The sequence below is a fragment of the Psychrobacillus sp. OK028 genome (genome assembly GCF_900103605.1).
Taxonomy (GTDB): Bacteria; Bacillota; Bacilli; order Bacillales_A; family Planococcaceae; genus Psychrobacillus.
On sequence record NZ_FNHY01000007.1, the window covers coordinates 83,463 to 98,098 of the forward strand.

Here is a 14,636-nt window from a genome sequence, read left to right on the forward strand (position 1 = left end):
CAAATAAGACTATAAAGTAAAAATTACCAAAACAATATAACGGTTGTTTAATTATTCTCTATATTCAATCATTTGATAGTATCCTATAGATATCAAAACATTTAATGGAGCAAATAGAAAAAGCGTGTTTTGAATTGATCAAAACATGCTTTTTCAATAATCCATTCACTTTACCTTACATACAAACCCTTATATATATTTGGGGATTAATATCTTTTAGTTACTAATTAATAGAGATCAATGTACTTACTTTTTGTTTTGATATAAAAAGACGTGATCGTGCAGACAGATAATGATTGTTTCTCCAGAATCCTCAATGCCTCTCAAATTAATCTTTTTCTTTATCTTTTTCTTTCTTCTCTTTTTCTTTATCTTTCTCTTTTTTCTTATCTTTCTTCTCTTTATCTTTCTTATCTTTCTTCTCTTTATCTTTCTTATCTTTCTTCTCTTTATCTTTCTTATCTTTCTTCTCTTTATCTTTCCTCTCTTTCTTCTCTTTATCTTTTTCCTTTTCTTTCTTTTCCTCTTCTTTTTTCCTCTGTTCTTTTAGCTGTTTGGCTAGTAATGATAAGTCAAATTCTTTTTGGGAAAATTCCGTTATAGACTCAGAGAAAATTTCTTTAAAAATCTTTGGGGCAGTATATCCACTAGTTCCCAACAAATAATGATTTTCATCTGTTTTATCATATCCCATCCAAACTGCCCCAACAATTTGTGGAGTATATCCAACAAACCAATGATCCTTTGCTCCTCCTACAGTAGCAAAAGGTAGCTCAGTTGTACCCGTTTTACCAGCTACTTCCCATCCCTCTACTTGGGCATTCATTCCTGAACCTTCTTCAACAACACCTTTGAGCATATAGGTGATATTCTGAGCGACTTTAGGATTCGTGACGCTTGTAGCATTATTTTCCCATTTAGCAATGATCTCGCCATCAGCGTCTACAATTTTTTGGATAGAGTGTGCTTCTACCATTACACCATCATTAGGGAATGAGGAGAACGCTTGAGCCATTAATAAAGGAGATACTCCTTCATTCATACCACCAAGCGCTAAACCTAGATTATGATCCTCTTCCTTTAATTTAATACCGAAACGCTCCACTGCATTTATCCCGTATTTCAAGCCCATTCTCTGCAATAGCCATACCGATGGAACGTTATATGAGTGTACCAAAGCTTCGTACATCGTAACTTCTCCATGGAATTTTTTGTCATAGTTCATTGGTTGATATCCGTCAATATTAATAGGTGAATCTTGTAACATATCATTGATCTCATACCCTTGTTCCAAAGCAGGAGTATATACGGCTAATGGTTTCATTGTAGAAGCGGGTTGTCGTTTTAGTTGAGTAGCTCGATTAAATCCTCTATAAGTATGTTCGCCTCTTCCTCCAACAAGTGCGTTGATTCCGCCGGTTGAAGGATTGATGAAGATTGCTCCACTTTGTATTAACTGATCAGATTGTCCTTCCGGAAACATCTTCTCATCCATATATACCTGTTCAACCGAATTTTGTATTGTAGGATTTAATTCTGTATAAATATGAAGTCCACCCGCAAGAACCTCATTTTCTGTAAGACCATATTTATTTATAGCTTCCTCCATAATATGGTCCACATAATATGGATATTTACCTTTATAATCATCAAATATTTCGCCATCTAATACTATAGACAGTTCTTTTGCCTTTTTGGCATCTTTTTGACTAATGTAGTCTTCCTTTTCCATTAATGATAGAACAAGATCTCTCCGTTCAACTGCTTTATTCATATCTTTAAATGGTGACAAATTGGAAGGAGCCTTAATCAACCCAGCGAGCATAGCAGACTCACCTAGCGTTAACTTACTAACATCCTTGCCAAAATACGTCTGTGAAGCACGTTGTACGCCCCATGCTCCTTCACCAAAATAAATCTGGTTTAAGTATCTTTCCATAATTTCATCTTTGGAGTATGTTTGTTCAATTTTTTTCGTTAAAATAAGTTCTTTAAACTTTCTCGTATATGTACGTTCCTGTGTTAAAAATACATTTTTCGCCAACTGCTGTGTGATTGTGCTTCCTCCTGCCACAATTTCTCCACTCATCATATTTTGAGTCAATGCTCGAAAAATTGCTATAAAGTTAATTCCCCCGTGCTTGTAAAATCGCTGATCTTCTGTTGCAATTACAGCATGAATAAGATTTTCTGGAATCTTTTCTATGCTAACTCCTTCAATATTTGAAGCTTCTATCTTACTAGCTACCTCTCCATTTTGGTCATAAATAATAGTTGGCTGTGGAGTGGGCTCTTCTAGTTTACTGACATCACTTGTCCAAATTAAAATATTTAATAGAAGCAAACTGCATAAAAACAATATTGAACCCGCTACTAAAATCTTCACCTTTATTTTTTTACCTTTAAACTTACTCCATATCTGCCCGTTTAATTTTTTTTGCTTTCTTCTTTCCATTCTTCTCATGTTTTGTTCCACCTTCTAGTCCGACAATTTAGCTTCTTCATAAAGATTATTGTTAGTTATGAAATATACATAGTCAATAGGGACTTTGTAATACACTACTTTGTCCTCTCTTTTGTAAACCACCTAACCTACCATTTTATGATTTTAAGGAAAACATTAGAATTGGAGCTAAACAAACAGTTGAGCCATGCTTATAATGATCAGTACTTTATCTTTGCCAAAACAGAACGACGACCAGGATATCCCTCAGTTATAGAAATGAAAAAGAAGCTTCCCAAAAGTTTGCACAACTAATGAGAAGCCTCTATTATAGTCCTTTATGTTAGATATTCACTTTTACCTTACATACAAAGGTTCAACTAACCATCAGTGGGGATGCAGAAAACCACCACATGATGAAAATTTTTATCTATCTCTTTCCTTTGTCATAAATCTCACCTAATGCTCTTGGAGCGCGATTTGATTTAGAGAAAAAGACTAATAACAATAACGTTAATACATACGGTAAAATCATGAATAAATCAGTGAAACTACTTGGTAATGCCATTGCCTGAGCAATAAATGTTCCCCCAGATTTTGCAAAACCAAATATAAGACAAGCGACTAAAGTAGGTAGAATCTTCCAGTTACCGAAGATTAATGCTGCAATTGCCAAGAATCCATATCCCATATAAATATTCGAAGAAAAGTTAGCTGAAATGGAATAGGCAAAGCACATACCTGCTAAACCTGATAATAGACCTGATATTAGAACCGCAGAAAATCGTATTTTCGATACATTTACACCTGCCGCATCAACCGAATGAGGATTTTCCCCACTCGCTCTTAAGCGCATACCGAATCTTGTTTTATATAGAAGATACCAAGCAAAAATGGCAATCACAACGATAATCACTTCGAACGGATACACATTCGTAAAGATTGCTCCAATCACTGGTATATTGGCTAAACCTTCAATCGTAAACCGCTCCGATACACCTAATCGAAACTTGTCCGAAGCCGCACCAAATACAAGTGCATTTATTTGTGTTGTTAAGAAAGTCGTTAACGCTAACGCCAAAATATTAATCACAACACCACTGATTACTTGATTAGCCTTAAATTTAATACTTAATACAGCATGAATAACGGAAAAGCCCATCCCGCCAATCATCGCAAACAGGAACGAAACGTAAAATAGATTTTCAACATCTATTCCAGAAGTGTTTGCGATTAACACAGCTGACAGCGCTCCGATGAATGCACCGAAACCTTGAAACCCTTCAAGTGCTAAATTGGTAATACCACTTTTTTCACTATATATACCACCTATTGCCATGATAAAAAGAGGCAGAGCAAAGGATAATCCATCAATAATAATCGTATCCATTTATGATTCACTGTCCTTTCGATCCTCTTCTTTTTCCTTTAAACGGCTGACTTTATGCTTCACATATGCACCACATGCACTAAACAATAGAATCAAACCGATGATTACAGAAGCAATTTCTTGTCTGATCCCAGCCTGTGAACTCATATACGTACTTCCTTGGTCAATGATTGATACTAAGAAAGATGAAAAAATAATCCCAATTGGATGAGCGTTTCCTAATAGTGCCACCGCAATGGAGTCAAAACCGATACTTGATAATACTTTTGGTTGTATGGAAGAGAAATAACCTAAATAATACGTAACACCTGCAAGACCAGCCAAACCTCCTGAGATAATCATGGCTAAGACTGTATTTCTTCCGACATTTATTCCTGTATATTTTGCCGCCTTGCGGTTGGAACCTACTGCTTTGATTTCAAAACCAACTACTGTTTTGTCCATGAGAAACTTGATTAATATGGCGATAATGATTGCCAAAATAAAGCCCAATGGAATATCCATTTTCAAGTTTGCGATCTCAACATTCACTAACGTCAATCTTGCTTCTTCTGAAATATATTTGGATTGCCTTGAAACTGGATCAACATAATACATTTGAATAAAAAAGCTTATGACATATTGGGCAATATAATTTAACATAATTGTAGATACTACTTCATGAATGTTAAATCTATATTTTAACCATCCTACTAATCCGCCCATTAAGCCTCCAGCGACAATACCGACCAACAACACAAGCGGTTTTGCAATGATAGCATCTAACCCACTATAACCAACAATGACCGTCGCTAAGAAACCAGAGACGAGCATTTGACCGGAAACGCCGATATTAAACAGGCCCGCTCTAAGAGCAACAGCCACTGCCAAGCTGGCAAACACAAGTGGCGTCATGGCGTTTAGCAAACTCAAAAAATCAGTCAGTATGCTTTTATAGCCAGCATAAGAAGACTTAGGAAAGATTCCAGCCCCTTGGAACAAGTTGTAAAAGGCTTGTAACGGATTTTTGCCCAGTAAAAGTATCACTATTGCTGCAGCAATAAAACTGATTAGTATAGAAGCTACCGGGATTGAAATCGGTTGCCACTTTTCATTTCGTATTGGCCAAAACAGACGATAACTTAAGCTTTTTTTCTTTTTATCCTTATTCATGCTTTGCCCCCATCATATATTCACCGACTTCATTGGTCGTTAATGATTCACTGCTTGCAACTTTTTGAAGTTGGCCATTATATATAACGCCTATCGTATCCGCTACATTCATAATCTCTTCTAACTCCAATGAAACTAGTAAGATCGCTTTTCCTTGATCCCGTTGTTGAATCATCATGTTATGAATATTTTCAATCGCACCAATATCTACTCCTCGTGTTGGCTGAACGAAAATCATGAGCGGGGATTGTAATTCGATTTCACGGGCAATAATTGCTTTTTGCTGGTTACCACCACTCATCGAACGAACTTGCGTCTTAATACCTTGTCCACTTCGAATATCAAATTGATCAATTAGCTTGCTGCCAAATTGCTCAAATACATCTTTATTTAAAATTCCTTTACTAGAAAAGGGCTCTTTATAGTACTGCTTTAATGCTAAATTGGTTGATAAATCAAAATCCAAAAATAGTCCATAGCTTTGTCTATCTTCAGGTATATAAGAAATGCCAATTTCTGTCCGGTTTCTTATACTTTCGTTCGTAATGTCCTTGCCTTCGAGGAATATTTTTCCGTTGCTGACCTTTGTCAATCCGGCAATGGCATCTGCTATTTCCACTTGACCATTATCTGCAACACCCGCAATCGCAAATATTTCACCACTGCGGATCGTAAAGGAAACGTCCTTGACTACTTCAAATCCGTCTTCATTTTTTACAGTTAGATGTTCTATCTTCAATACTTCCTCTTTAAACTGAGCAGGTACTTTTTCAGATTCAAAGCTTACCTCTCTACCCACCATTAATTGAGCCATCAGGTTGACTGATGTTGTTTTTACGTCCAACACATCCACTAGTTTACCTTTGTTCAATACTGCACATCGATCGGCCACTTTCTTGATTTCTTCTAACTTATGTGTGATTAATATGATGGTTTTACCACTGTTTCGTAAACCTTCGATAATACCGAGCAGGAAATCAATTTCTTGTGGCGTTAGAACTGCCGTTGGTTCATCAAATATAAGAATTTCTGCTTCACGATAAAGTACCTTTAAAATTTCCACCCGTTGTTGCATGGAAACCGTAAGATCGGCAATTTTTTTTGTAGGATCCACTTCCAAACCAAAGTCTTTGGACAATTCTTCAATTTTACGATTAGCATTTCGAATATCTACGTATGGAAAGAGTCCTGCAAATCTTTTAATTGGCTCAATTCCTAAAGTAATATTCTCTGTAATCGTATAATCTTCGACTAACTTAAAATGCTGATGGACCATTCCGATGTTAAGGTTTGCTGCATGGTTCGGTGAACTAATCTGAACCTTCTCACCCCGAATATAGATTTCTCCTTCATCGGGTTCGTACATCCCACTCAGAATACTCATCAATGTAGATTTGCCTGCACCATTCTCACCAAGCAAGGCAAATATTTCTCCTTTTTTTATGCCAATGGATACGTCATCATTTGCTACTATTCCAGGGAAACTTTTAGTTATATGTTTCATTTCTACGATATAATCAGACATTGATTGATCTCCTTCCTCACCCTAATAGGAAAAATAATAGAAGTTCATCATTCCCTACTCATTCAAGTAGTAGGGAACCGATAAACTTCTATTGTCATTGTGTTTCTAATTCATCTTATAGTCCTGGAAATTCTTCTGGAGTGTGCTCATTGAAATTAGATGCAGGTACGATCGTGCCATCTTTCACTAACTCGTACGCGTCATTCAATTTGTTTAGCGTATCCTCAGATAATTGATGACGGCCTTCTTCTTTAATAAATCCAGTCGAATCTGTATCCGCATAAAGAATTACATTTCCGCCTTTAAAGGTTCCATCAACAACAGAATTCAATGCCTTTTCAATGTTCATCGCCATGAATTTTACACCCGATGTTAACACGATATTCTCAGAACCATTCGCACCGTCATCATATTGGTCAACATCCACACCAATTACTTTGACGTCGTCCTTTGCTTCCTTGACTGCTGTGAATACCCCATTACCAGTGCCACCTGCAGCAACAAAGATGATATCTGCACCTTGTTTAATCAATGCATTTCCGATTACTTTACCGGTTGCTTCATCTGCAAAAGATCCTGCGTAGTTACCACCAACATCAGCACCCGTTACATCAGTCCCTGCATAACCGGACAATTCGACAAGTTCAACATTTTTTCCGAAAACCTTATTGGCATAATTTACGCCTGATTCAAAGCCAAATTGATAGTTTACATTTGAAGGATAAGCGATTCCATTTACAACCGCTACTTTGTTTGTTTTTGTTTCAAGTGCTGCTGCAATCCCTGCAAAGAATCCACTTTCTTGTTCGGCGAAATTCATCGCATAGACATTATCGAATTCAGTTTGGCCATCCACTGGAGTTGGCTCAGTGTCATTCATGATAAAGATCTTATCAGGGTTTTCTACAGCGATGCTCGATACCCCAGCAAATTGGAAACCAGGTGTAACAATTACATCATAATCTGCCACAATATCGGCAACAGCTTGTACAGCAGCAGCAGGATCACCTGTTGGTTCTTTAACTGCCTTTACTGTTGCTGTTGGATTATTTTCGATAAAGCTCAAAATACCGTTATAGTTATCTTCATTAAAGTTACCATCATCAACACCAGAAGGGCTTGTTACAATGGCAATTTTTAGTCCGTCTTCACCTGTTCCAGACTTAGCTTCATTTTCCTTACTAGCGTCATTACCGCAGGCTGCCAAAATAGCAGTCATTAAAGCAATAAATAATATCATTACTATTTTCTTTGTATTTTTCTTCATTGAAATTATCCTCCTCATTATAAGTATGTGCATTTTTGCAAAAATTAAAAGCACCGATTTAAACCGGTGCTTGACTTTGGGCAGGTAGATAATGGAGTGGAATCAGCGAATAAGACTATCTCCATATATACACAACCTCATAGTCAAGCCATTTACGGTAGCTTGGTAGAAACTTTCGGGCCATATCCCCAATATTATACGAGAAATAATATTTAATTTTTACTAGCTCATATTAACATCAGAAATTCTAAGCGTCAATAAAAACACGAACGTTTTTATAAATAAAATTAACAATGTTCGTGAATTTAATGAATATTTATAATAAAAGCAATACTATGAATAAATATTAAGGGAATTCTTCCTCTAGTTTGGACAACCGCTCTAAATTATTATAATTTTACTACTAGTTATTTACTTCATCGTAATGCAAACATGCATTTCTCTTTATAAAAATTCTCCACAATTACTTAGGTGAAACTAGTACTTACGACATTAAACATACATCGCTTCTTGCAGATGCTAGTGAAGCACTGATAAGATTGGCCATTCCGATAATCAAATTACCAATGTCTATCTCCACGTTACCATAGAAAATAAATTAGAATTCACATGCTTTCCTAATTTTGTTGTTATGCACGGAAACTAAAAAGCATCAAGATTTCTGCCATAATTGGCTAAAATCTCGATGCTTTTTCATCTACGGTGTAAAAAAACAGAAGCTGTCTCAATTTTCATTTGAGACAGCTCCTTTTTTTAAATATAGGATATGCTTATTTCGCATTATCTATCGGCATTATCAAGTAACTATGAGTTCCTGTATTTACAAACAAATGCCTGTTATGCTTTTGGAGGTGTTCCTTCAGCATTTGATACAACAACATCGATTTGGATTAAAGCATTTTCAGGTAAAGCTGATACCCCAACTGTTCTTCGTGCAGGAACACCGCCTGGGAAGAATGTTGTGTAAACTTCGTCTACAGCATCTATATCCGCGATATTTGTAAGGAAGATATTTACTTTAACGATATCGTCCATTACGTGGTCAATACTTTCCACAATTGCCTTAACGTTTTTCAAGCACTGTTCAGCTTGCTCTTTTACACCACCATTTACCAATTGGCCAGTTTTTGGATCCAAAGGTAATTGACCTGAAAGGTGATTGTAATGAGAGAACGCTACAGTTTGTGTAGACAGAGAACTCTTTGGTGCATTGTCAGTGTTGTTTGCCCAAATAACGATTCCATGTCTGTCTTCAATTTCTTGTGGAGGTGTACCATCTCCGTGTGACACGACTGCTTCCATTTGTACCAAAGCATCCATCGGTAGAGCTGAAGCTGCGACTACTGTCCGTGCAGGGACATAGGCAACGGCTCTAGCGATAGCAGAGTCTGGGAAGAATGTTGAATATACTTCGTTAACCGCTTCAACATCTGAAAGGTCTTTAAGGAAGATCGTCATTTTAACAATATCGTCAAAAGGAACGTCGATACTTTCTAAAATTGTCTTAATATTTTTCAAGCTCTGTGCAGCCTGCTCTTTCACTCCACCAGTTACCAATCTGCCTGTTTTTGGATCGATCGGCAATTGAGCTGATAGATAATTGTAATGAGAGAATGCTACAGTTTGTGTAGATAGCGGACTTGTAGGTGCGTTCGATGTGTTATTTGTAAGCTTGATGAGATCGCCTGCTTGGGGTGCGTTTGGAATTGAACCTTCACCGTGTGACACAAGTGCTTCAATTTGCACCAAAGCATCCATAGGCAAAGCTGCAACTGCAACTGTTGTTCTTGAAGGAACGTAGGTTGGGAAGAATGTTTTATAAACTTCGTCTACAGCGTCAACATCCTTGATATCCTTAACGAATACCGTGATTCGAACGATATCGCTCATAACATGATCGATGCTGTCTACAATTGCCTTGATATTTTTAAAGCACTGTTCAGCTTGCTCTTTTATACCACCAGCTACTAATTTACCAGTGTTCGGTTCGATAGGTAATTGAGCTGAAAAATTATTGTAGTGAGAGAAAGCTACAGTTTGTGAATATAGACCGTTACCGTTTGGAGCATTTTCTGTATTTTTTGCTGATACTGCGTTATAACTGCTAATGAAAGTATTCCCCTTTTAGTTAAATTTTTTTAAAAAAATATTTATTAACTCAAGTATGCACCGAAAAAACTGGCCTTAACCATGGTTCCGTGATTTCAAAACGAAAAACGGATTCGCCATGAGAATCGTGTATGTATAAAAACGTAACAAACTTTGGGCTGTGCTCAATACCGACACGACCCTTGCGATGCTGAAATCATTCCAATATATGGTATCCGCTGAAGCATTAAGGTTAACTCGCGGCCTAGTTATATCAAAGCTTTAATGCCTGATTTCTGTTGCGAAACTTGAGTTAGGAACCCTCGAGTGGTTACTCCGGTTGCTATTATAGCAGGCTTTCTTCGTTTTGACTACATGTTTCTTGTGAATTGTTCTTTTGAATTGAGTATTGTTTCTGGACAACAAAAGTTAAGGGCTGCGATTGGTGACTTTTTTATAAGTGAAGTCAAAATAAAATAACGTTTTAAATTTAGGACACGCCGTTCATACTCATTGTCTTTTAACTTATTCTTTTCATTCCCCTCTCTTCTACGTTTTCCATAAAATTTTTACTAAGGGATTGCTTCAGGTTATCACTTAGCTTTTTTAATCCTTTAATTGATTTTATCTCGAATGTATTTGGAGATAGACCAAATTTAAATGTGAGTTTTTTGCGTAAAAATATAAAAAACCATATAAACACAGCAAACTTGAAAAGCAGTCCCTCGGAAAATTTGCGTATATTAAGACATGAAATCCACATTAATGTTCATATTGAATAAAGAATAGGGATTATTATTTAAATATTTATTAAATACAAATATAGTACTAAAACTATATAAAATTAGAGTAATGCATTAGTTTGTAGTGATAAAAGTAACATTACCTTTGAAGATGAAGTTAAAAAACCCCATTTTATTAAGGTTTTATCTTTGTACAAAATTATTACATTCTTTTGTGGTTATTAGAGTTGCCAGCTACTAGTCTAACTATTAGAATAGGATAGACGTAAAGTGATACGTAATCCGTATTCTTCTTGTCTGAAACTAATTTATAGTTTTGCGCCATTCAAACTCTTCCGCACTTTCATCCTGTTAAAATTTTATCTTCGATGTAGAAACAATTAATAATGCCTCTACTATCAACATAATAAGAGAAATATTAAGGACATTTTATTTTTTAGCATATTTATTTTTTTGCTCGATATATGAAACTTCCAATTTATCCCTTTTTTTCATGACAGAAGTAAGGGGTTTTTCGGTAGGGATTTTTAAATAATTATGAGGTGAATTCATGAAAATATTTAAACAGATAGCTTTTGTTACGCTAATCGCTTCTCTTCTGTTGGCTGGGTGTAGTTCTTCTAACGATAATCAGTCAAAAGGTGAGAACAACAAAGATAATGAAAGAAATAAGGACGAGCTTGTGTTGGCTTTTGACTCTGAGCCAGAAGCTGGGTTTGATCCAACAACGGGTTGGGGGCGTTATGGATCACCATTATTCCAAAGTACGCTGCTAAAAAGAGATGATAAGCTGAATATTGTCAATGATCTTGCGACGAACTATGAAGTAAGTGAAGATGGCAAGGTTTGGACAGTGAAACTACGTGAAGATGTAAATTTCTCTGATGGTGCACCATTAACGGCAAGCGATGTTGTATTTACATTTGAAACAACTATAGATAACGGGTCTGTTGTAGACCTTAATGCTATAAAAAAGGTAGAAGCAGTGGATAACTACACAGTGAAATTTACACTAAAAGAACCACAATCTACATTTGTTAATTCTTTAGTGGCAACAGGTATTGTCCCAAAACATGCATATGGTGCTGACTATGCAGAGAAGCCTATAGGTTCAGGACCATTCGAGCTTGTGCAATGGGACAAGGGACAGCAACTGATTGTAAAAGCTAATCCACAATACTATGATAAACAGCCGGCTTTTAAAAAAATAACGTTCTTATTTTTAAATGAAGATGCAGCATTTGCCGCTGCACAAGCAGGTACGGTTGATCTTGCGTATATACCAGCGGCATTTAGTAATCAGAAAGTATCTGGTATGACACTAGAATCGGTACAAACAGTAGATAATCGCGGAATTGTCTTCCCGTTTGTAAAATCTGGGGGAGTAACAGAAGATGGTTTACCTATTGGGAATGATGTAACAGCTGATCCGGCAATTCGTCATGCCATTAATATTGGTGTGGATCGTCAAGCATTAGTGGAAGGCGTATTGGAGGGGCATGGTACCCCAGCTTATACGTCGGTGGATGGCTTACCTTGGTGGAATCCTGATACAGTCATTAAGGATGGTGATTTGGAAGGTGCAAAGAAACTATTGAAAGAAGCTGGCTGGAAAGATACAGATGGAGATGGGATTCTAAACAAGGGTTCTTTAAAGGCGGAATTTACGCTATATTACCAAGCAAATGACGCAATTAGACAATCCTTGGCCATTTCTGTTGCTGATATGTTGAAACCACTAGGCATTAATATTAAGTTAGAAGGCGGAAGCTGGGATATGATTGCTAAAAAAATGTATTCAAATCCGGTTCTAATGGGCTGGGGAAGTCATGACCCACATGAAATGTACAATATCTATAGTAGTGAATCTGCAGGGATAGAGTATTACAATACGGGTTATTATCAAAATAAAAAGGTTGATGAATATTTTGCAAAAGCGCTTAGTGCTACAAGTGAAGAAGCCAATGAATTTTGGAAAAAAGCACAGTGGGATGGCACAACTGGTTTAAGTGCAAAAGGTGATGCTCCATGGGCATGGTTAGTAAATATTGATCACTTGTACTTAGTGAAAGATGGACTTGATATCGGAGATCAAAGAATCCACGTTCATGGGCATGGTTGGCCAGCTACAGATAATATTGTGGAATGGAAATGGGCTAACTAACTATGCGTAAATTTAATGGTGGCAAGCTTGGATTATTTATATTGATGAAAGGTGTAAGAATGGTCACGTTATTGGTGGCCATTTGTTTTATTTCATTTTTATTAGTAAAAAACTCTCCGATTGATCCAATTCAAGCCTATATTGGCGCAGACATGTTGAAGGTAGGTCCTGAACAACGAGAGAAGATAGCCGAGTATTGGGGATTGGATCAGCCAGTTATGGTGCAATTTTTGAACTGGGGTTCAGCTGTACTTGCAGGCGATTTAGGCACATCGATGATTTTTCGACGACCAGTAATTGAAGTTATTGGCGAACGTTTTTTCAATTCCTTAGCACTTATGTTATCAGCATGGCTATTATCAGGTGTAGTTGGCTTTGTGATGGGTGTTATAGCAGCGATGAAGAAGGGAACTTGGATTGACCGCATGATCAAGTGGTACTGTTTTACATTAGCTTCAACGCCTACTTTCTGGATGGGTCTCCTTGTTCTAATGGTTTTTTCCGTATGGCTAGGATGGTTCCCTATCGGAATGGGGGTTCCTGCTGGAGTGCTTTCAGAAGATGTTACCCTGATGGATCGAATACAACATCTTATTTTACCGGTACTGACGCTCAGTATATTAGGTGTCGCTAATGTAGCGCTACACACGCGCCAAAAACTGATTGTTGTCATGGCTAGTGATTATGTATTATTTGCTAGAGCAAGAGGTGAAAAGGGTTTCGCGTTATTTTGGCGACATGGATTACGTAATGTTGCGTTACCTGCGATTACATTACAATTTGCTGCTTTTAGTGAATTGTTTGGTGGAGCAGTGCTGGCAGAACAAGTATTTTCTTATCCAGGTTTAGGACAAGCAACTATAGAGGCAGGGCTTAGAGGGGACGTCCCCCTTTTATTAGGACTAGTAATATTTAGTACGATTTTTGTTTTTGTCGGCAATTTATTGGCGGATTTGAGCTATCGCGTATTAGATCCACGGACAAGAGAGGTGAGAAAGATATGATTCCTAGCCTAAAGATTAATATTAATAAATTTCCTCTAAATCGAAAGCAACGAACATTGTTTAATATTATTATTTCTATTATTTTCTTAGTCACTGTTATATTGGGCGGTATTCTACTGGATGAGGAGAGAATTGTAACAAATCTTAGTGAACGAAATTCGGCTCCATCCTTAGAGCATCTCTTTGGTACGGATTGGTTAGGGCGAGATATGTTTGCAAGAACCGTGATGGGGCTTGCTTTAAGTATAGGAGTAGGATTAATTGGAGCAATTGGAAGTGCTTTAATTGCTCTATTACTAGGTATTGCTGCAGCGACGATGGGGAAAATGGCTGACCGAATTATTTCGTGGATCATTGATCTCTTTCTAAGTGTGCCACATCTTGTGACCCTCGTTCTTATTGCTTTTACTCTTGGAGGAGGGTTTAAAGGTATTGTCATCGGACTCACGCTAACGCATTGGCCGAGTCTTGCGCGAGTTATTCGGGCAGAGGTGATGCAAATTCGTTCGGCTGAATTTGTTCAAGTGTCGCAGAAAATGGGTAAATCCCAATGGTGGATTGCTGTACATCACATTCTTCCGCATATCGTTCCGCAACTTCTCATAGGTTTTATGTTACTTTTCCCTCATGTTATTTTACACGAAGCGGCAGTGACATTTTTAGGCTTAGGTTTATCACCACATGAGCCGGCAATCGGTATTATTTTATCGGAATCGATGAGGTATTTATCTTCAGGTATGTGGTGGCTTGCTTTCTTCCCAGGCCTTTGTTTGTTGATTGTCGTGCGAATGTTTGATCAGATTGGGGAAAATTTACGAGTGCTCATGGATCCTACTAGAAGTCATGATTAGTCACGAATA

General features: G+C 37.2%; 9 protein-coding genes and 1 riboswitch. Of the genes, 3 read left to right on the forward strand and 6 right to left on the reverse strand.

What is annotated here, in order from left to right; genetic code table 11:
• Nucleotides 1-328 precede the first annotated feature (328 nt).
• The 6 genes from BLR36_RS12710 to BLR36_RS12735 form a co-directional block, all read right to left on the reverse strand.
• On the reverse strand, nt 329-2,464 hold the full coding sequence (locus BLR36_RS12710; RefSeq protein WP_093062123.1) for a transglycosylase domain-containing protein: 2,136 nt from the start codon (nt 2,462-2,464) through the stop codon (nt 329-331).
• A gap of 409 nt (nt 2,465-2,873) precedes the next feature.
• Entirely contained in the window at nt 2,874-3,833 is a 960-nt protein-coding gene (locus BLR36_RS12715) for an ABC transporter permease (RefSeq protein ID WP_093062124.1), read from the reverse strand.
• A complete protein-coding gene (locus tag BLR36_RS12720) occupies nt 3,834-4,985 on the reverse strand; it encodes an ABC transporter permease (RefSeq protein WP_093062125.1) in 1,152 nt (383 codons plus the stop codon).
• A complete protein-coding gene (locus BLR36_RS12725; RefSeq protein ID WP_093062126.1) occupies nt 4,978-6,510 on the reverse strand; it encodes an ABC transporter ATP-binding protein in 1,533 nt (510 codons plus the stop codon). The genes BLR36_RS12720 and BLR36_RS12725 overlap by 8 nt, the downstream gene beginning before the upstream one ends.
• A 115-nt stretch (nt 6,511-6,625) precedes the next feature.
• Complete coding sequence (locus tag BLR36_RS12730) at nt 6,626-7,777, reverse strand: BMP family lipoprotein (protein ID WP_093062127.1); 1,152 nt, start codon at nt 7,775-7,777, stop codon at nt 6,626-6,628.
• Nucleotides 7,778-7,897: 120 nt separating this feature from the next.
• Nucleotides 7,898-7,999: riboswitch (purine riboswitch) on the reverse strand.
• Nucleotides 8,000-8,614: 615 nt separating this feature from the next.
• Nucleotides 8,615-9,886, reverse strand: a complete 1,272-nt coding sequence (locus BLR36_RS12735) for a RidA family protein (RefSeq protein ID WP_093062128.1) — start codon at nt 9,884-9,886, stop codon at nt 8,615-8,617.
• A 1,272-nt stretch (nt 9,887-11,158) separates the two neighbouring features.
• On the opposite strand from BLR36_RS12735, the gene BLR36_RS12740 reads away from it, so the two are divergent.
• From BLR36_RS12740 to BLR36_RS12750, 3 genes are read left to right on the forward strand one after another with little or no spacing between them, the layout of a single operon-like run.
• Nucleotides 11,159-12,772 (forward strand): ABC transporter substrate-binding protein, encoded by a 1,614-nt coding sequence (locus BLR36_RS12740; protein WP_093062129.1) that lies wholly within the window; start codon nt 11,159-11,161, stop codon nt 12,770-12,772.
• A gap of 2 nt (nt 12,773-12,774) precedes the next feature.
• On the forward strand, nt 12,775-13,776 hold the full coding sequence (locus BLR36_RS12745) for an ABC transporter permease (RefSeq protein ID WP_254771409.1): 1,002 nt from the start codon (nt 12,775-12,777) through the stop codon (nt 13,774-13,776).
• Nucleotides 13,773-14,627, forward strand: a complete 855-nt coding sequence (locus BLR36_RS12750; protein WP_093062130.1) for an ABC transporter permease — start codon at nt 13,773-13,775, stop codon at nt 14,625-14,627. Before BLR36_RS12745 ends, BLR36_RS12750 begins: the two co-directional genes overlap by 4 nt.
• Nucleotides 14,628-14,636: the final 9 nt, after the last annotated feature.

Coding starts and splice junctions, on each gene's coding strand:
- BLR36_RS12710 (WP_093062123.1), bottom strand. CDS start 2,464: ATGAGAAGAATGGAAAGAAGAAAGCAAAAAAAATTAAACGGGCAGATA.
- BLR36_RS12715 (WP_093062124.1), bottom strand. CDS start 3,833: ATGGATACGATTATTATTGATGGATTATCCTTTGCTCTGCCTCTTTTT.
- BLR36_RS12720 (WP_093062125.1), bottom strand. CDS start 4,985: ATGAATAAGGATAAAAAGAAAAAAAGCTTAAGTTATCGTCTGTTTTGG.
- BLR36_RS12725 (WP_093062126.1), bottom strand. CDS start 6,510: ATGTCTGATTATATCGTAGAAATGAAACATATAACTAAAAGTTTCCCT.
- BLR36_RS12730 (WP_093062127.1), bottom strand. CDS start 7,777: ATGAAGAAAAATACAAAGAAAATAGTAATGATATTATTTATTGCTTTA.
- BLR36_RS12740 (WP_093062129.1), top strand. CDS start 11,159: ATGAAAATATTTAAACAGATAGCTTTTGTTACGCTAATCGCTTCTCTT.
- BLR36_RS12745 (WP_254771409.1), top strand. CDS start 12,775: ATGCGTAAATTTAATGGTGGCAAGCTTGGATTATTTATATTGATGAAA.
- BLR36_RS12750 (WP_093062130.1), top strand. CDS start 13,773: ATGATTCCTAGCCTAAAGATTAATATTAATAAATTTCCTCTAAATCGA.